16 protein-coding genes and 1 pseudogene are annotated in these 17,470 nt (G+C 54.6%); 9 read left to right on the forward strand and 8 right to left on the reverse strand.

Translation table 11 applies throughout. The annotated features are described in order from the left end of the window. Positions 1-3: 3 nt before the first annotated feature. From SynA1825c_RS01630 to SynA1825c_RS01655, 6 genes are all read right to left on the reverse strand, one after another. The gene (locus tag SynA1825c_RS01630; protein ID WP_186470942.1) at positions 4-780 is read right to left on the reverse strand and encodes a queuosine precursor transporter; all 777 of its coding nucleotides are present in this window, start codon (positions 778-780) and stop codon (positions 4-6) included. Positions 781-823: 43 nt separating this feature from the next. After that, positions 824-1,414: a hypothetical protein gene (locus tag SynA1825c_RS01635; RefSeq protein WP_186470012.1), complete on the reverse strand. Its 591-nt coding sequence runs from the start codon at positions 1,412-1,414 to the stop codon at positions 824-826. Then, the gene (locus SynA1825c_RS01640; RefSeq protein WP_186470013.1) at positions 1,411-1,962 is read right to left on the reverse strand and encodes a hypothetical protein; all 552 of its coding nucleotides are present in this window, start codon (positions 1,960-1,962) and stop codon (positions 1,411-1,413) included. Before SynA1825c_RS01640 ends, SynA1825c_RS01635 begins: the two co-directional genes overlap by 4 nt. A gap of 414 nt (positions 1,963-2,376) precedes the next feature. Continuing rightward, positions 2,377-3,771, reverse strand: coding sequence for a SagB family peptide dehydrogenase (locus tag SynA1825c_RS01645; RefSeq protein WP_186470014.1), 1,395 nt, complete (start codon positions 3,769-3,771; stop codon positions 2,377-2,379). Between the two features lies 1 nt (position 3,772). Further along, a complete protein-coding gene (locus SynA1825c_RS01650; RefSeq protein ID WP_186470015.1) occupies positions 3,773-6,070 on the reverse strand; it encodes a TOMM precursor leader peptide-binding protein in 2,298 nt (765 codons plus the stop codon). 427 nt (positions 6,071-6,497) lie between these two features. Next, positions 6,498-6,845: a Nif11-like leader peptide family natural product precursor gene (locus tag SynA1825c_RS01655; protein ID WP_370593794.1), complete on the reverse strand. Its 348-nt coding sequence runs from the start codon at positions 6,843-6,845 to the stop codon at positions 6,498-6,500. A 182-nt stretch (positions 6,846-7,027) separates the two neighbouring features. Here SynA1825c_RS01655 and SynA1825c_RS01660 point away from each other — a divergent pair, with 182 nt between their 5' ends. From SynA1825c_RS01660 to SynA1825c_RS01700, 9 genes and pseudogenes are all read left to right on the forward strand, one after another. After that, positions 7,028-7,240: a DNA-3-methyladenine glycosylase gene (locus SynA1825c_RS01660; RefSeq protein WP_370593766.1), complete on the forward strand. Its 213-nt coding sequence runs from the start codon at positions 7,028-7,030 to the stop codon at positions 7,238-7,240. 25 nt (positions 7,241-7,265) lie between these two features. Next, the gene (locus SynA1825c_RS01665; RefSeq protein WP_186470016.1) at positions 7,266-9,140 is read left to right on the forward strand and encodes a tetratricopeptide repeat protein; all 1,875 of its coding nucleotides are present in this window, start codon (positions 7,266-7,268) and stop codon (positions 9,138-9,140) included. Positions 9,141-9,183: 43 nt separating this feature from the next. Further along, a pseudogene (locus SynA1825c_RS01670) lies at positions 9,184-9,452 on the forward strand (DNA-3-methyladenine glycosylase); the annotation flags it as partial. Positions 9,453-9,669: 217 nt separating this feature from the next. Then, entirely contained in the window at positions 9,670-10,773 is a 1,104-nt protein-coding gene (locus tag SynA1825c_RS01675; RefSeq protein WP_186470017.1) for a site-specific integrase, read from the forward strand. 714 nt (positions 10,774-11,487) lie between these two features. After that, on the forward strand, positions 11,488-11,868 hold the full coding sequence (locus SynA1825c_RS01680; protein WP_186471251.1) for a hypothetical protein: 381 nt from the start codon (positions 11,488-11,490) through the stop codon (positions 11,866-11,868). 12 nt (positions 11,869-11,880) lie between these two features. Continuing rightward, complete coding sequence (locus SynA1825c_RS01685; protein ID WP_186470018.1) at positions 11,881-12,024, forward strand: hypothetical protein; 144 nt, start codon at positions 11,881-11,883, stop codon at positions 12,022-12,024. Between the two features lie 25 nt (positions 12,025-12,049). Next, positions 12,050-13,819, forward strand: a complete 1,770-nt coding sequence (locus SynA1825c_RS01690; RefSeq protein ID WP_186470019.1) for a lipopolysaccharide assembly protein LapB — start codon at positions 12,050-12,052, stop codon at positions 13,817-13,819. Positions 13,820-13,866: 47 nt separating this feature from the next. Continuing rightward, positions 13,867-14,463 carry a DNA-3-methyladenine glycosylase gene (locus SynA1825c_RS01695; protein WP_186470020.1) on the forward strand — a complete coding sequence of 199 codons (597 nt, stop codon included), beginning with the start codon at positions 13,867-13,869 and terminating at the stop codon, positions 14,461-14,463. Positions 14,464-14,520: 57 nt separating this feature from the next. After that, a complete protein-coding gene (locus SynA1825c_RS01700) occupies positions 14,521-15,561 on the forward strand; it encodes an aspartate carbamoyltransferase catalytic subunit (RefSeq protein WP_186470021.1) in 1,041 nt (346 codons plus the stop codon). Here SynA1825c_RS01700 and SynA1825c_RS01705 read toward each other — a convergent pair. After that, a complete protein-coding gene (locus SynA1825c_RS01705; RefSeq protein ID WP_186470022.1) occupies positions 15,510-17,015 on the reverse strand; it encodes an NAD(P)/FAD-dependent oxidoreductase in 1,506 nt (501 codons plus the stop codon). The two genes, SynA1825c_RS01700 and SynA1825c_RS01705, sit on opposite strands and share 52 nt — an antisense overlap. Positions 17,016-17,095: 80 nt before the next feature. Next, positions 17,096-17,437 (reverse strand): DUF565 domain-containing protein, encoded by a 342-nt coding sequence (locus tag SynA1825c_RS01710; RefSeq protein WP_186470023.1) that lies wholly within the window; start codon positions 17,435-17,437, stop codon positions 17,096-17,098. Between the last annotated feature and the right edge of the window lie 33 nt (positions 17,438-17,470).

The following is a 17,470-nucleotide window of genomic DNA, read 5'->3' on the forward strand; positions in this document are numbered from 1 at the left end:
TTATCAGCCTGGCAGGGACGAGCCCGTTGTCATCGCCTGCATGAGCGGATCGTCATCGCCGCCGATCTCACTGCCGGAGCTGGGGATGTTCAGCCACTGCCGTAAGGCCCGGGTGATCCAGATGAAGGGCAGGGTGTCGGCGAGGGCCGCGACCGCTTTAAACAAATAGCCGCTGGCAATGAAAGCCAGCAGTTGCGGCGCCACCGGCTCGTCGGGCCTGACGGGAAGCACACCTGCGGCATAGTGGCTGATCAGCACCACGGCACTGGTGTCCACCAGTTGACTGACCAGGGTGGAGCCGTTGTTGCGCAGCCAGAGCGCCCGTCCATGGCTGAATTGCTTCCAGAAGTGGAACATGCGCACGTCCACAAACTGCGCGGCGAGATAGGCCGCCATGGAGGCGAGTACAGCTCCAAATGCCAGCCGCTGGATCTCAAAAAAAGTGTCGTCAGGAGCCCCTTCCAGGCCCGGAAGCATGCCCCCAAGCCAGAGAATCAGCACCACCCAGCCATTGAGCAGCAGGCCCACCCACACCACTTGGGCGGCGCGTTCTTCTCCCCAGATCTCGCTGATCAGATCCGTGCAGAGGAATGTGATCGGGTAAGGAAGCGCCCCGACCGCCACCACAATCGGCCAGGAGCCGATGTGCCCTAAAGCCAGAAACCGGGTCAGCCCAAGGATGTTGAGCATGGCCAGAGTTCCTAAGAACAGTCCTGCCAGCACCAGAAAGGCCAGATCACGCCTGGCCTGTAAGGCCTTGGCTTGCTGAGCATCGAGCATCAGTGGGGGCAGCACGGTTGGCCGTGGCCAATCAAACGTTGTTTTAAGACAGATCCACGACGAAGCTCAGTGGATCAACTGAATCATCACCATCGGGATAGTTGGCGAAGCCCACCACTTGATCGGCGTAGATCGAATTGGCTGTGCTGAAGCCACTTTCAATGTCGGTTCCGCTTTTCATGATGTCGAGGGTGTTCCACTCCGCTGCTTCCTTGAAGGAACCGCTGCGATCGCGTTCAATGGTTGCCACTGAGGCGATGGCTAGCCCTTCGTCACCGTTCAGATCAACCGACGTCGCAGGCAGGTGGTAAGCCCTATCGTCGTCTCGATAGATTCCTTCGAAGTGAGTGATTAGATCGGCGCAGTCTTCCCCATTGTTGTAAGAAAAAGTTTGATAATTAAAAAACCGACCGGTGATTGAGTCGTAATCAATCAAGTAGCCATTGCCAATGGTGAGTGTGTCGTCTTTTGAGTCGAGGACTGAGCCGCTTCCTCCGGCAATTGTGTAAAACCGGTTGTTGTTCTGCCAGATGCCATAAGCGGTATGCGTGACCAGAGGATTGCGATCTCCAGGGAAGCGAATGAATTGCTGTTTTCCGCTTTGAAGGTCAACGAGAAAAGCTGTGGATTTCAAGCTGAAATATCCTGTTCTTCCGTCGCGATCCGCCTCGTCGGTATTGCCAACGGCCAAGCCGCCGTCCACGGAGTGGACAAAGGTGTAGGTCGCGCGTTGTCTGGACTTGGTAATGCCTTGGATGGCGTTCCAGCCACGGGTGGTGGAGCCGTCCGAGCGTCCGGTATACGTGAAAAGCCCACAACCGCCGGGTCGAAGGGGGTCGGGCTGCCCTCGATATCTCTGGTGAAAGCGCCCACGTAATTGACGCGGTCAACCCCCGGCAGCCGATCAGGTCCGTACACGCTGGTGCCAGCTGCTTCGAATCGCTTAGGGATGGAAACAATGGACCAACTCCCTGATCCGCTGACGCCATTGGATTGCACCGCGTCCAAGGGGCCTTGATAAACCAGGCCGACGGGATTGGGGCCGGACGAGTTATTCGCGCCGACCAGCAAATAGCTGTTGTCTGTCTCGCCGCCTTTAATTCCCTGCAGGTAAGTGACGACCTTGGGCGAAGATTCTGGGTTGTACTGAAAGGGCGAGATGGTTGATTCAGGCTTGGTCATTGCAACCCATTTCCTATTCATCAATTCTGGCGTCTGCTGCAGGTAGGCATGCGTTGCTCAATGTTTTTTAAAATCTTCCAAGATAAAGTTGTTTGATCTGTTGCGGCTGGATATTTAGCGTTGATGAATGATATGCTGGCTTTTGTGACTGTTGCTTTGCTTGAAAATTCTCTCTAGTCGATATGCAGTCTCCTGTAAATGATTTTATTGTTTTATTTTGTTCGAATTTGATTCGAGTTCTGGGCTCGTTTGCGGACGCTGAAGTGATGAGGCTGGGCCAAGAAAAGCGCCTCCTTTAGCATCAATGGCGTGCGCCATTGGCCTTTTAATGGAAGTTTCTTCAGTGCACGCTGTCGATGCGGTTTTGGAGAGAATTATCAGCCGTAACCATATCTTGCTGAGCTTGAGTTGCCGTCAATCACCTTCTGAATAAGAAGAGAGCATAAACTCGCCAACACAGGCATCGGTCCACGGATCCAGGGACGTGGCACTGGCAAAGAGTTCCGAATCACCACATCCAAGACTGCAAGGGGCAAGATTCAATGCCGTGGCAACCAGATAGAGCTGCTGCATGATGCCCCCCACATGTTTGAGGATTAAGGCGTAAACAATTCCCTCATATTTCCAGCTCAAGCGCCCGTAACGAGCAGCGAATTGAAACAGCACATCGGGTGACTGCTCTGCGCCTGTCGCGTGACAAGCATTCTGGAGAAGCTGCTCACAAGCGTTATTCAGCGCATCGAGGCGCAACAATTGATGCCCTTGAGGGTCATAGCGATACACCCCGGACGCCACCCCATCGCAGCGTTGAATCAGCAGATAGGTATCAATCTCTTGCATGCCACCACCGCAGGCCACCGGTCGTGAAGCCCCTTCATAGGAGTGGGCCATCCCTGGCTTGGCAGGAACGACCTTTCGAATACGCAGGGATGCCCAAAGCAGTTGGCCGAGCTGCTGCAGGGTCGGCGGCTGCCGGCCAGGACGACGATGCGAACGGCGTTGTTCGAGAACGCTGAAGAAACCGGGGTCTGGAGCATCGGGTTCCGGTCGAGGCAGGCGAACAGCATCCAGACTTGAGCCCTGATGAAGTAGAGGAGGAGCAGGGCCGCGCACAGCACCCGGAAACGTGGCCCCCAGATTGCGGTCGGCCCACCCGTCTCGGGATCGATGATGAAGGCTTAGATCCTCCCTTGACCAACGCTGCTGATTCGCTTGGTGATCGCAGCTTGGCGTGCCATCAGCCTCTACAACTCCCGCCACGCCAGCGGTGAGCAAGAGCATCAACAGATCATTCCTCAGCTCTTGAAACTCCTGCGGCAAGCCTCGGACTGTGTCGATCCAGTCGCTTGGGCCAGCCAGCTCCCAAATCAAAGGCAACAGGCCGGCGTGTTGCAGCAACAGTCGGGTCCCTTGGAGCGGCCCCTCCAACAGCACGCCATCAGTCTCTGGCGTGATCTGAATCAAGCGCGACCAGCGGATACACACTGCGCCAGCAGGGGGGTGACAGCGTTCCAGAACCGTCGACTGCGGCTCCAGCGTGACAAGCGACTTCTCCCCGCTGACCAGTTCCAGTGCCAGCCAACCCCGCTGCTCCAACTGCTGCAGGGTGAAAAATGGAGCAAGAGATGACATCCCCTGCATCAAAGACAGAAGCGTTCCGCCCCCCTCGCCCAAGCGCCGCAGCATGGTGACCAAAGGCTGTGACGGTGCCGTGAGCCGCAAGGTGCGCCCCCGTTGATCGACCAGCAGCAGATCGTCCGCATCGCGGTGCTCCTTCACGCCGTGCTTGAAACGAAGTTGAAGCGCCATCTCAGAAAAAGATCGGGATCGGATTGAGTTGGTCTTCCGTCAGGGGCTGAGGTAGCTGTCCCATTCGCACCGGCACGTCGTAGAGACGCCCAGGGGCAAAACGGGCCCAGAAATGGCGCAGGCCAGGAACCACCACCTTCACCACCGGCAACCCCACCAGCTCACGGGTTTGATCCAGCACCAGCACCTCAAAACCATGCGCTTCCACGCAAGCGCAACAGTGCTGGATGTCTTGCAGCAAATCACCACTGTGGTGATCGGCGAGCGTGTCCACTTGGCGCAGTGGGGATTCCGAATCAGGCAGCAGATAGGGCTGATTCACCACGCTGGCCGTCTGGAGCCATTCGAGGGTCTCCCAGTCATCAAGCCTGTTTGCAGGATCTTCGAGATTGGCGTCAGCAATGCCAAGCATCTGATTCATTTCAGCTAGGGCTCGCTGCACGGCAATGCGGGGGTCGAGGTGAGAGCCCAACCCCATCAGAATGCGATCAGCATCCCCCTCGCGATCGCGGGAGACGGCCACCACGGTGGTGATGCCTAGGTCACTGGTGAGATCCAGGGCCCAAACGTCGCGGCCGATGGTGTTGTAGTCCTGAATCAGGCGCGTGATCCAGGCATCTCCGCAGCTGGTGAGATCAATTCCTGGACGCGTAAGGCGGTTGTACCACCAGATCGCCACCGCGTCGCGTTCCACCAACTCCAAAAACCCCTGCAACACCGCTTCTTCGAGGGTGTTGCCGGCGGCATTGCCATTGGAACAGCCCATGGCGATCCAGGGGTCGGCGTTGTCGCCGTTGCAATCAGGCTTGCGCCCTCGAACCATCATCAAGAACTGCGTGGGTAGGAAGCAGCGGCGTTGTCGACTGATCGACCAGATCGGTGTCCAGTCGATCTCCTGGTCATGATCCAGCGGTCTTGGTACGCAGTTGAAACGGCTGCCTTTGGCATTCCACTGATCACGATCAGCGAACTGCTGTTCACTGAAGTGCATGACGTCATTGGGAACGATCACGGCATCGCCATAACGCCGCTGCATCTCGTGCACACTGCCCCTTTCACGCGGAACACCAGGGTGATCTTCTGCGCAGAAGCGCTCCAGCGCTTCTGCCAACGCACTGGCCCTGGCCTGCTCCAAGGACGCCCCTTTCCCCGCCGCGGAACTGCGGAGGTTGCGGCGTAGATCGTTCAAACTCTCCACCTCTAGCCCCTGCGCAGGGTTATGGCCGGCCACCACCACGTGCGCAGACGTCAAGGAGCTGGGAATAGACCGCAACTCCGTCACGATCCCAGTGATGGGACTGATCAAGCCGCTAAAGCGTTCCAACGTCTCTGCGGCTGAGACATGTCGATGACCTCCGTCGTGGTCGAAGCGAACCTTGCAGGGCTGCAACGCGATCGGTTCACTGCGAGGCTCAACGGGGCATCCACAGGCTGGGCAATGGGGATCCACTACCAGGGCATGCCGCCCACTGCTGTAGTCGACCAGATTGAAGGTGACGACATGGTTGGTGGTTTGCGGCGAAACACCCGCCAGGATCCGAGCCACCTCGAGCGCCGACCAGTGACAAGCCGCCACAGCACCACCGGGGGCCTGCATAGGTTTAGAGATCTGATCTAACGACGTCTTCGTAACAACAGCAGCAAACCGCTCCACTTGACGTTGGCGCACGAGCAAGCGCTGCAGGCAAGCCCAACACCCCGGTTGCTTGGGATCGAAGAATGGGCCCAACCAGAGCTCACGTCCGTGGGGTTTGACCAGGAGCCAGCGTCGCCCCTGCCGGCGATAGCTCTGATTCAGAGCATCCAGATCCGGATGCAGGTAGTTCTCACACACCACCACGGTGAGATCAGCCTCCGCATCAACATCCACCACGGCCAGTCCCAGGTTGACCAAGGCCTGGACCATCTGCTGCACGGAGGCATGATGGTGCGGCAAACCCACCGGCTTTAGTGCCACGCGCGACGCCTGGATCAGACCAACCGCCTGCTCTGGATCAAGACCAAGATCAGCCCAGTACGCCGCCGCCTCCGGAGACAGGGTCGTGAGGGCTTGACAGAGATAGTTTCGAGATTGGAGCGAAATGAGCGTGAAGTACACCTGCGCCGCGGAAAACTCCGGGGTCAGCGCCTGGACCAGCTGATCGGCGGAGCGGGTCCCATCGAGCAAGGGGATCAAACGCTCATAGAGATCGCCACGCAGCACACGCGCCGCTCTTTCATTCAGCAGTAAGACGCCCTCTCCGGGGCTGATCACAGGGACGAAGTGCGGCTGAAGGCGTGGATGACGAAGCACAGCCATCGAGGCCATCACTATTGAATGTGCAACCTAGGCGTGATGAAACAATCTGGCATAAACATTGTGAAATCAAAGAGCCACGATTGGTGGTTAGTTGAAACCAAATTGTTCTAATTCAAGGCATTCTCACCGGCGCTTGATTTGATTGTAAAGGCTGGCTCCACCGTTGAATTTCAGCATACTGATCATTTCCGAAGCCCCGACGAAAGATCCTCAGGTAGATCGTCGTCGATGTCTGCATTGATACCCATCAAAGGCTTGCAGCGATGCTCGCTTTCGGTGTACAAATGCATGATTCATCCACTCAATCGTTCCAGGTATCGGAGGCTGATTGATGGGGTTAGTCAGACTATTGACGCAATAAAAAGCCCCTGTCAATGCAGAGGCTTGGGGGCGTAGGGTTGAGGGTTGCACACATCCATAAGTATCGTTAACAGATCATTGCGCGGCGACCGCTCTGTGTAAATTGAAGGGTGTTTCTGACCCAGTGCCGACCTGGCGTTCTCCCCTTCACGCCATCCCTAGTCCCGTTGTTCCTCCATGCTCCAGCCCCGCCTGTTGCACCATCCAGCTCCTTATCTGGCACTTCTGGCTCGGTTGTAGATTGCACTGGTTGAATATCTTCTGCGGTGATTGCAAACCCAGATTCTTTGGCGATTGCAACAGTAGCTTCGAAAGTAGTTGCTGCTGCGAGCTTTTCATGAAGGCTGGTGTTTCTTTTGACAAACTCTATAAAGGCTTTGAGTTGCTCTTCTGGAATTATTGATTGAGAGTGTATTTGCTGCTACTAGCACGATCAGTCGTTATCGACTGTTCTTTGTCAAATAGTCAAACAGCAACTTCTGTTGAGCAACGCCCATAGCCACCCAGCCCTTCACCGAGCATTTCCAAGCCCTGCCCCACGCTTTCTTCTGCCGTCCAGCAGAAGTTGTCGGACCAGAATTAGTGGGCTGCAGGTTGGTGAAACGCCAATCGGACGGAGGTTTGCTGTGGGGCGTGATTGTGGAAACGGAGGCGTATTTCCAGGACGACCCCGCCTGCCACGGCTACCGCCGCCGCTTACAGCAAAAGGAGATTCTGCAGTGCACATGTTATGCCTCTGCTAAGGAGTATCTAACTGCAAGAGTCACCAGCTCCTGCCACGCCGTGAAGAGAGGCAAGAAGTTGGCGTAAAATGGCAGTTGGAGGGAGATGCCTGGTGGATCAAGAGGAGATCATGCAGCAGCTGCAAGCTGCAGCTGCATTACATAACCAGGGAGAGCTGGATCGGGCGGAAGCGATCTATCGGCAAATATTAGCTATCGATGTAAATAATTTTTATGTTCTTAATTTCTATGGTTGTATCTGTCGCGAGAGGAAGCGGTATCAAGAAGGAATTTATCTATTGAGCAGAGCAGTGTCACTGCAGCCTGGTAATCCAGATTCCGTTTACAACCTAGGGAATGTCTTTAAGGATACTGAGCGATGGGATGAGGCGATCTCTTGCTATGAAAAGGCTCTTTGTTTGAGAGCAGAGTTTCCAGAGGTCTTGAATAACCTTGGTATCTGCCTAAAGGAGGCTGAGCGCTATGAGTACTCAGGAAAAGTCTTGACGCGAGCAGTCTCAATCCAGCCAGGTTTCTCAGGGGCTTGGTTAAATCTAGGCAATACGTTTAAAGCTCAAAAAAAGTACAAGGAAGCTGTCGCAAGTTATCGGAAGGCGATCGAAGTAAAGCCTGATTATGCGGAAGCTTATTTAGCTCTTGGTTTAGTGTTGCAGGATGGTGTAGATATGGAGCAAGCGGTTACGTGTTATCAGAAGGCTATCGCATTGAAGCCTGATTTTGCGGATCCTTATTTTGCCCTTGGTTTGGTGTTGAAGGAAGAAGGAGATGTAGAGGGAGCGATCAAATGTTATCGGAAAGCTATTAGGGTGAAGCCCGATTTTGCAGATGCATATTTAAATCTTGGTGGCGTCTATCAGGAAAATGGAGAGGCTGAGGCGGCTGCAGATGCTTTTGCTGAGCACTATCGCCTTAAGCCAATTGCGCAGAGTTTCTCCCTCGCATCTGCAGCCGCTTTGCAGTCTCTTAGTGCTTCAGCTGAGTTAGTAGTGCCTGAGTGCGCAGAATTCATTCCTTCTTGTATTTCGGATGCGATTCCATTCGGGAATCACCTGATGTATGTGCACATACCCAAGGCAGGAGGTGTTCGGTTCTCGAATCCGATTTTTGAGTGTATTAAAGAGATGTTCTTCAGGGGAGGGTGGGAAAAGTATCAAGATCTCACTGTTAGTGCATTTGGGCGGCATGAGTTTGCCGCGATGGCAAGTCATCGTATTGATTCTGCTCCGATGCGAGATGGAATTATTGCTGCTTTTTCTTCATATGATCTTCCTTCCCTGGACTTTTCATTCCTTACCTCTCATGGAGTCTCTTCTCGTGAGCTCTCGCTTGCGATGAGGGATCAGTTTGATGTGCAGCCGATTCGCCTTGCGACTTGGAGAGATCCTTGGGAGCGTTTGAAATCAGCTCTGCACTACTGGTATCGGACCTCTGGAGGTGATCTTGACGTTGTTAAGGCTAAGATTGATCAAAAGGATCCTTTTCTTGACAATGCAATCTGTCGGGGGTGCTTTAGTAACTTCTCATCTCAGCTGTCGCCTGATGAGCTGCATGATGCCCAGATCGATTATCTGATTGATATCGGAGACTTCTCTGTGATGAATCAGGTCATGAGCTCTTTTCTATCCAGGTGCCGTCTTCCAAATATTGTCGTCAATAAAAAGGTAAATGTTACATCTGATGATAAGAGGATGGATGCTGACGTCGCTGATTCTCTGGCCGATCAGTGTGTAGAGGCGGGATTTATTTCTCTTGACTGTGCTCCTGAGATTGAGCAGATGGTTTCCAGGGGGCTGCCAGCGGAGCTTGATCTCAAGATTGATGCTTCTTCCACGTCTTTGCATCCTCTAACATTTGTGGTCAATTCAGTGACTGATGTGAAGACTTCTGGCGTTACTCATCTTCTGCCTACGAATTATTTGATCACTGGACAGGGTCAGGAGTTTTTGCAGAAGACTTTTGCTAAGTGAGCAATTAGCTGCCATAAGCCTAAACCAAGCCAGTTTGGGGGGTATGGAGGCATTACCACTGAGTTTCTTCTGCCGTCCAGCAGAAGTTGTTGGACCTGAGTTTGTGGGCTGTCGGCTGGTGAAACGCCAAGCGGATGGAAGTTTGCTGTGGGGTGTGATTGTGGAAACCGAGGCGTATTCCCAGGACGACCCCGCTTGCCACGGCTACCGCCGCCGCTCACCGCAAAACGAAACCCTTTTGGTGAGCCAGGGCGTTTTTATGTCTATGTCAGCTATGGCATCCACCACTGCGTGAATGTGGTCACCGATCGCTGAGAAATAAGGCTGGGCGTGGGTTGGAGTTTGAGGTGTTGCAGAAATAAGCCAGAAACAAAGCCGCAAACGGGGAAAGACGAGGAGTGGCAGCTGAGGGGGAAGCAGAGGAGCTACGGATGGCTACGGCAGTGGCGGGTGGGATTGGCTTGTGATGTGAATCGGCTCTAGCCCGCAGGGAAGCCAGGTCCAGAAGCGAGTGAGCGGGGGAGTTGTGATGCGGAGACCACCGTCATTGCGCAATAACAACGGTGCGGTGCAGGTCAGGGTGCGCCTGGGAGGGAGAGATCACTTCATCAACCGCTTGGGCAGGTGGGATGACCCTGTGGCTGTTGCGAGGGCACAGGCACTGACCGCCAGGATCTGGAGTGATGCCACCGCTGGAAGCCTGGATCTGAGCCTGAAGAGCTATCGGGACTCAGTGATGAGTGCATCAGGTGAGGAGATGGCTGCTGAGTTGCCTTTGGAGGAGGTGCTGAGAGTCAAAGCAGAGCGGACTCGGCAAGCGGTAGTGATCCATGCCCATCGGACGCTGTTGAGGTTTGGAGCACCGCTGAGGACTGCTGCTGAGGTGCAGGGATTTGCCGACTGGATGCGGGACGAGGGATTAAGCCTGCGGACAATTGCAGGGGTGCTGGGTCACTGCAGAAGTTGCAGCGGCAGCCAGAGGTATCTGTTTGAAGCCGTGCTCAAGAAAAGATTGCCGAAGCGATCAGTGCATTCCGATGTGCTCAGCACCGAGGAGATCCAAGTCGTGCTGATGGATCTGCAGAGCAAGGAGCCATGGTTTTATCCATTGTTTCTGCTGTGGCTGAGCACGGGATTGAGAAACGGAGAGATCAGAGGACTGACCTGGGACTGCATCAGGTGGGACGAGGGTGAGTTGCTGGTGTGTAAGACCCTGAGGCGAGACGGATTCAAGACGGGGCAACACAGCTGGGCACCCACCAAGACAGGAAAGGAGAGGGTGGTGCCGCTGCCTGTGCAGGTGCTGGAGGTGTTGAAGAAGCATCAGATCGCAATGAAGGAGCTGATTCTTGATCACCCCAACGCTTTGGTGTTTGTGACGCCAAGCAGTCATGGCGTTGTTTACGACCAACTGCTGGGGAGGGTGTGGAAGCGGAGCCAGAAGCGATGTGGATTGCAGCCCAGGCGTCTTTACAGCCAACGGCACAGTTTCTTGAGTCATGCGTTGGCGATGGGGAATTCACCAGCGGACCTGGCAGCAGCGGCTGGACATTCCACCAAGGTGCTACTGGAGACTTATGCGAAACCAACAGGCAGGTTGAGGCTGCCCCAGTGGCAGAGGGCTGTTGGATGAGGGAGGAGAAGAGAAAGGAGATGTATCGCTGCGGTTATTGCGGGCAGTTGGTGGGTTGCAGTGAGCAAGACGAGATCGGAATGTATTCAATGAAGATATTGAGAAGTCACGAGAGAAGTTGCACTAACAATTCTCGACCAAACTTATTTAAAGATGATATAATCAATTGTCGTAAATGATATCTAGTATGGAATTAAGTGATTGGATGAATCGTCTTTGTGGTCGCCTTGGAAAGATCCAAGAAGCTTCATCTTGCTATCGCTTTCGTTGTCCCTATTGCGGCGATAGTCAGAAGAGCCATGCGAAGGCAAGAGGGCATGTGGTGGAGAAGTGGGGCAAGCAATTCTTTAAGTGCCACAACTGCGGAATCTCGAAGACTTTTGATCAATTCTTGAAGGATCTAGATGCTGATCTGTATGCCGAGTATGTCAACCAGGAATGCCCTGAGAGGCATCTAGAAGACGCTGCAACACCCCTGAAGGAGGAAGAGGGTGTGAAGCCTGCAGCCACACAGTATTTGCCCAGAGGTGGATGCAGTGATTATCAATCTTGGAGGCGATGCAAAAGATCAATGCCTGCTCATTTGCATCGAGGAGAGAAGAAAAGATTCTAGAAATATTAGAGATCACTGATAATTGAGCAGAAAATGACTCGAAGTTATATAGATAGAATGCGCCCTTTGAGAATTCAAGTCTTTAAGGGTGGCTTGAGGGGATGCGGAAGAAGCTCTGGGGAGTCAAGATCTCTGCAGAGGATGGTTGGAGCCTAAATAGATTCAGGGTCAGTTTTGATGGAATCTTGCTCAAGATAGATGAAAAGGATCTTCTTAAGGTGACTGTGTTTGTTGTCTCAGAGAGCTTGCTTCCGCAACTGCTGATCTGGTCCCATCAAGGCTCCATCCATTATGTCACTAACGATAAGACGATGCTAAACACACCAACAAGCAATATTTCCTTTAGTCAAAGGGAGAAGACCTTCTTCCATCGCCTCGAGGAGGAGTTGATGAAGAGGACCAAGATGAGCAAGTCAGGTTGCTATAAGCAGGCATTGCTGGAGTATCACGCCAGGTTGACCCAGTCAGCCGCCATTCGCTGATGGAGTCCCCCCATGCTGAAGATCAACAATCGAAAGATAGAAGATCAGATCAAAGAGATCCTGCAACGCACGAGTTATGCCTCTGCTGAGGAGTATCTGACCGCAAGAGTCGCTAGAGACCACCAGGCAGTGAAGCGCGGTAAGAAGTTGCAGTAAAATAGTGCCAGGTGAGAGATGCCTGGTGGATCAAGAGGAGATCATGCAGCAGCTGCAGGCTGCAGTTGCATTGCATAACCAAGGTGAGCTGGATCAGGCAGAAGCGATTTATCGGCAAATACTTACTGTTGATGGGAATAACTTTTATGCATTGAGATTTTTAGGTTGCCTGCAATCTTCCAAGGGATTTTATCAATCTGCGATCTCACTTTTGCGTAAAGCAACAGTTGTCTCGTCTGAAGACTCAGAATGTTGGTTTAACTTGGGTAATGCTTATAAAGGGGCGACTCAGCTTGAGGAAGCAATAGTTTCATATCGCTCAGCAGAAGAGCATGGATCGACCAACCCTCAGATTTTTAATAACTGGGGGCGGTGCTTGCAGGATTTGTCTAGGCAAGGAGAATCAATTCCGATTTTAGAAAAGGCTGTTGGGATCGATAGTGATTGCTTTGGGGCTTGGTTTGCGCTTGGAAATAGCTGGAGGGATGTCGGTGACATTTCACGAGCTGTTTTTTGTTATTTGAAATCAATCGATGCATCTCCATCATTTGTAGAGGCATATTTGAATCTGGGAATTTTATTGAAGGAAGAGGGAGAAGTGGAGGAAGCGATCGCAAGTTATCGGAAGGCGATTGAAGTGAAGCCTGATTTTGCGGATGCGTATTTGAATCTCGGTTATGCGTTGAAGGAAAAGGAAGAGGTTGAGGCGGCTACAGATGCTTTCTCTGAGCACTACCGCCTTAAGCCGATTGCGCAGAGTTTCTCTTTCCCTCCTGCTGTCGCTTCCCAGCCTCTGAATATTGCATCTGAGGTGAAGGTGCCTGAGGGCGCAGAATTCATTCCTTCTTATGTTTCAGATGCGGTCCCTTTCGGGATGCATTTGATGTATGTCCATATTCCCAAGGCTGGGGGTGTCCGCTTCTCGAGTCCGATTTTTGGGTGTATTCAAGCGATGCTCCTGAAGGGGGGATTGGAGAAGTTTCGAGATCTTTTCGCTAGTGCTTTTGGGTGCCAAGGGTTTGCCGCGCTGGCAAGTGATCGGATTGACTCTGCTCCGATGCGAGATGGGATTGTGGCTGCTTTTTCTTCATACGATTTTCCTACGCTGGACTTTTCATTCCTCACCCCTCATCGGGTCTCTTCTCGTGAGCTTTCGCTTGCGATGAGAGATCAGTTTGACGTGCAACCGATTCGCCTTGCGACTTGGAGAGATCCTCGGAAGCGTTTGAAATCAGCTCTGGATTATCTGTATCGGACGTCTGAGGGTGATTTAGATCTTGTCAGGGAAAAGATTGATCAGAAGGATCCTTTCCTCGATAATGCGATTTATCGCGGGTGCTTTAGTGACTTCTCTCCTCAGGTGTCACCTGATGAGCAGCGTGATGCCCAGCTCGACTATCTGATTGACATCGGAGACTTCTCGGTGATGAATCAGATTATGAGCTCTTTCCTTTCAAGATGTCGTCTTCCAAATATTGTCGTTAATAAAAAGGTCAATGTCACATCCGCTGATAAGAGGATGGATGCTGGTATTGCTGCTTGCTTTATGGAGCAGTGTGTGGAGGCTGGATTTATTTCTCTCGACTGTGCTTCTGAGATTGAGCAGTTTGTTTCTAAGGGGCTGCCAGCCGAGTTTGATCTGGAGGTCGATCCTTCTTCCACGTCTTTGCATCCCCTCTCGTTTGTTGTGAATGCTGCGACTGAGGTGAAGACTTCGCTGAATAATTGCCTTCTCTCTACGGAGTATTTGTTGACTGAGGAAGGTCAGGAGTTTTTGCGGAAGACCTTTGCTTAGTGAGGAATCTGCTGCCATAAGCCAGAAACCAAGCCAGTTTGGGAGGTATGGAGGCACTACCGCTGAGTTTCTTCTGCCGCCCTGCTGAGCTGGTGGGACCAGACCTGGTGGGTTGCAGGTTGGTGAAACGCCAAGAGGACGGCAGCTTGCTTTGGGGCGTGGTGGTGGAAACGGAGGCGTATTCCCAGGACGATCCCGCTTGTCACGGTTATCGCCGTCGCTCCCCCAGCAACGAAACGCTGTTTGGTGAGCCTGGACGGTTTTATGTGTATGTGAGCTATGGCATCCACCACTGCGTGAATGTGGTGACGGATCGCGCTGAATGGGCGAACGGCGTGTTGCTGCGTGCGGTGGCGCTCCCGGATGAACCCGAACGGGTGGCTGCTGGCCCGGGTCTGCTGGCGCGCCGTTTTGGCATCGATCGCCAGCGTGATGCCTGCTCAGTCTGTGATGAACATGGCCTGTGGCTGGCGCCGCGCTCCGCCGGATTGATCGATCCAGTGTTGATCACCACCACCCGCATTGGCATTTCCCAGGGGCAAGAGCTGCCTTGGCGCTGGTATCTGCAGGCCAGCCGCAGTGTGAGCAAGCGCGCGCGCGGCGATCGCTCCCCCAAGCCGGTTGATGCCATTCGACCTGGTTGAGCTGTGGGCGGATGCACGGTGTGCCTCTACGGTGATGGATAGTGATCGGCCGCCCAGTTGAGCGCCTGGACCCACCGTCACATCCTTGATCTTGCGGACTTTTCCCGCGAGGACTTCACCATGGTGCTGGAGCTGGCTCATCGCTTCAGCTCGATGCCAGCGACGGGCGCCCGGAGGCTGCCGGCCCTGCAGGGACGTCTCGTAGCCACATTGTTTTTCGAGCCCAGCACCCGCACGCGTAGCAGCTTTGAATTAGCCGCCAAGAGGCTTTCGGCGGATGTCTCCACGTTTTCGCCGTCCAGCAGTTCACTAAGCAAGGGTGAGTCGCTGCTGGACACTGCTCGCACCTACGTGGCGATGGGTGCGGATGTGCTCGTGGTGCGGCATCGCTGCACGGGTGTTCCCCGTCAGCTGGCTGAAGCGTTAGAGCGCACTGGTGAACGCACGGTGGTGCTCAATGCCGGTGATGGTCTGCACAGCCACCCCAGCCAGGGTCTTCTGGACCTCTACACACTCGCTCATTACTTCGATCCGAACAATCCTTTGCCCGAGGCCCTGCGGGGACGTCGCATCGTGATCGTGGGTGATGTACTCCACTCCCGTGTAGCGCGTTCCAATCTCTGGGCGCTCACCGCTTGTGGCGCGGATGTTGTGCTTTGCGGTCCCCCCAGTCTGGTGCCGGAGGCGTTCGCTCATTTTCTCGATGCTCCACCACCGGGTCAGCGGCAAGATCCGGTGTCGCAACGCGGTTCGCTCACGCTCAGCCGGGATCTCGATGCCGCTTTGGAGGGAGCAGATGCCGTAATGACATTGCGCTTGCAGAAAGAACGCATGCGCCAGAACATGCTCACCGATCTCGATCGTTACCACCGCGATTACGGACTCAGCCATGAACGGCTAAGGCGGAATCGATGCAGCATCCCAGTGCTGCACCCAGGGCCTGTGAATCGGGGCATCGAGATGAGCGGCGCTCTGCTCGACGACCTGAACGCCAATCTTGTGGAACGCCAGGTGACCAACGGCATCCCGATCCGCATGGCCCTCCTCTACTGGATGGCGGCAGCTGAATCCGCATTGGATCCGCCGTCGTTGGTTTGAGTGGGTTGGCCTGATACCTGGTTGGAGTAGTAATCCATCGCTGCGCGGAGCGCCGCCCCGGGTTCGGCAATTGAAGGACCTGTCTCAGGAGCCATCGGGAACGCAGCATCCGGTGAATCAAGCCCCATGTGCTGGCTGGGCATGCCTGTGAGAAGCATGGAGGCGCGAGCCTGTGACACCACAGCAAACATCCACTTCACCAAGAGTGTGACTCGGTTTTCACGGGTGGGCATGAAGGCCAGGTGGGCTGCGGCCCAAAGCAGCCAGCCGATGCCGCCTTTGAATTTCAAGCCTCGCAGGTCAGCGACGGCATCGATGCGGTCGAGCACTGCCATGCTGCCGAAATCAAACCAACTGAAGCTGGGCCGTGTCGTGCCGGCCACGATGGCGGCGATGTCTTTGCCGACGAATCCACCAGCCTGGGTGGCCGGTCCTGCCATGCCTGGCAGCGGCTTGCCGTTTCGGGTGTGCTTGTAGCTGCAGAGGTCTCCCACCACGCGAATTTCGGGATGGCCAGCCACTGAGAAGTCGGGTTCGACCACGACGCGCCCGGCTCGATCGGTCTCACAGCCGATGGCATCGGCCAGCTTGCGTCCCAGATGAGAGGGGCGCACACCTGCGGTCCAGATCACCGTGGCGGCCTGCAGGCGCTGTTCACCATTGGGTGTCCCCACAATCACCTCGCCGGGTTTCATGGCTTGCACCCGGCCTTTGAAGAGAAATTCAACGCCAAGATCGCTAAGTGAAGACTGTGCCGCTTCGGAGAGTTCTTCCGGCATTGCGCGAAGCACTCTTTCGCCCGGATCCACCACCACGATGCGGGTGTCGGCTAGATCCAGCTGTCGGAATTCCTTGCGCATGGCATTGCGCATCAATTCCGATGTGGCACCAGCCATCTCGCAGCCTGTAGGGCCAGCACCAACAATCACGACGGTTTGCAGGAAGCGCCGGGCCTGCGGATCGGGAGTTTGTTCGGCCTGTTCCATGGCCATCAGCAGACGACGGCGAATCTCTTCGGCGTGCTCAAGGATTTTCATCGGTGGCGCAAAGGTGCGCCAGTCCTCGTGACCGAAGTAAGTGCTGCCCGACCCCGTGGCCATCACCAGGTGGTCGTAGCTGTAGGTTTTGCCGTTGAAAACGATCTGTTGGCTGTCGGCTTTGATCTCGGTGACTTCACCAAGCAGGACCTGCACATTGCGCTGACGTCCCACCAGCTGGCGGAGCGGTGTGGCGACATCACCTCGCGACACCAGCCCTGTTGCCACTTGATACAACAGCGGCTGGAAAAGGTTGAAATTGCGCTTGTCGACCAGGGTGACGCGCACGTCAGCCTGCGCTAGCGCTTTGCAAGCCCGGACGCCTGCAAAGCCACCACCAACCACCACCACATGGGGAGCTTTGCGCAGGCGCTCTTCGGGTGGCTCCAGCTCGAGGAAGAAATGCTCTCCAGCCATGGATGCAACGGCGGCAGGTTCGTTTGCAGCGTATGGATGCCAATCCGATTTGTCTGCGCTTTTCGCAGCACTTTCGACTTTCAGAGAAGTTTGAAACCTTCCAGCAGTAGCCCGTAAAGCAGACCCATTCGCGTCATGTCGAGCAGTTGCCGGCCAAGGTGACTGCGCTTGTCACGTGCCCAATGGCGCCGCACTCGCACCATTACTTCCATCAACCCCACGCTGAGCATGGCGGCCACGGGATCCATCAGACCCAGGCTGCCTGAGATTGAGGCAATCCCGTTTCCAATCATGAAACTGCCGGTCAGTGCAATCAGCAGTAAAGACGCGCGTCTCCAGGGATTGGTGGCCCACAGATCCAATCGGGTCAACGCGTCGCCGACGCTGCGCTGCAGACGGGTGGATTGGAGGCGTGCTGTCACTCGAAATCTCCCCCACGAAAGGGGCAGGGAGGA

This window comes from Synechococcus sp. A18-25c, assembly GCF_014280035.1.
Taxonomy (GTDB): domain Bacteria; phylum Cyanobacteriota; class Cyanobacteriia; order PCC-6307; family Cyanobiaceae; genus Synechococcus_C.

Coding starts and splice junctions, on each gene's coding strand:
- SynA1825c_RS01630 (WP_186470942.1), bottom strand. CDS start 780: ATGCTCGATGCTCAGCAAGCCAAGGCCTTACAGGCCAGGCGTGATCTG.
- SynA1825c_RS01640 (WP_186470013.1), bottom strand. CDS start 1,962: ATGACCAAGCCTGAATCAACCATCTCGCCCTTTCAGTACAACCCAGAA.
- SynA1825c_RS01645 (WP_186470014.1), bottom strand. CDS start 3,771: ATGGCGCTTCAACTTCGTTTCAAGCACGGCGTGAAGGAGCACCGCGAT.
- SynA1825c_RS01650 (WP_186470015.1), bottom strand. CDS start 6,070: ATGGCTGTGCTTCGTCATCCACGCCTTCAGCCGCACTTCGTCCCTGTG.
- SynA1825c_RS01675 (WP_186470017.1), top strand. CDS start 9,670: ATGCGGAGACCACCGTCATTGCGCAATAACAACGGTGCGGTGCAGGTC.
- SynA1825c_RS01680 (WP_186471251.1), top strand. CDS start 11,488: ATGCGGAAGAAGCTCTGGGGAGTCAAGATCTCTGCAGAGGATGGTTGG.
- SynA1825c_RS01685 (WP_186470018.1), top strand. CDS start 11,881: ATGCTGAAGATCAACAATCGAAAGATAGAAGATCAGATCAAAGAGATC.
- SynA1825c_RS01695 (WP_186470020.1), top strand. CDS start 13,867: ATGGAGGCACTACCGCTGAGTTTCTTCTGCCGCCCTGCTGAGCTGGTG.
- SynA1825c_RS01705 (WP_186470022.1), bottom strand. CDS start 17,015: ATGGCTGGAGAGCATTTCTTCCTCGAGCTGGAGCCACCCGAAGAGCGC.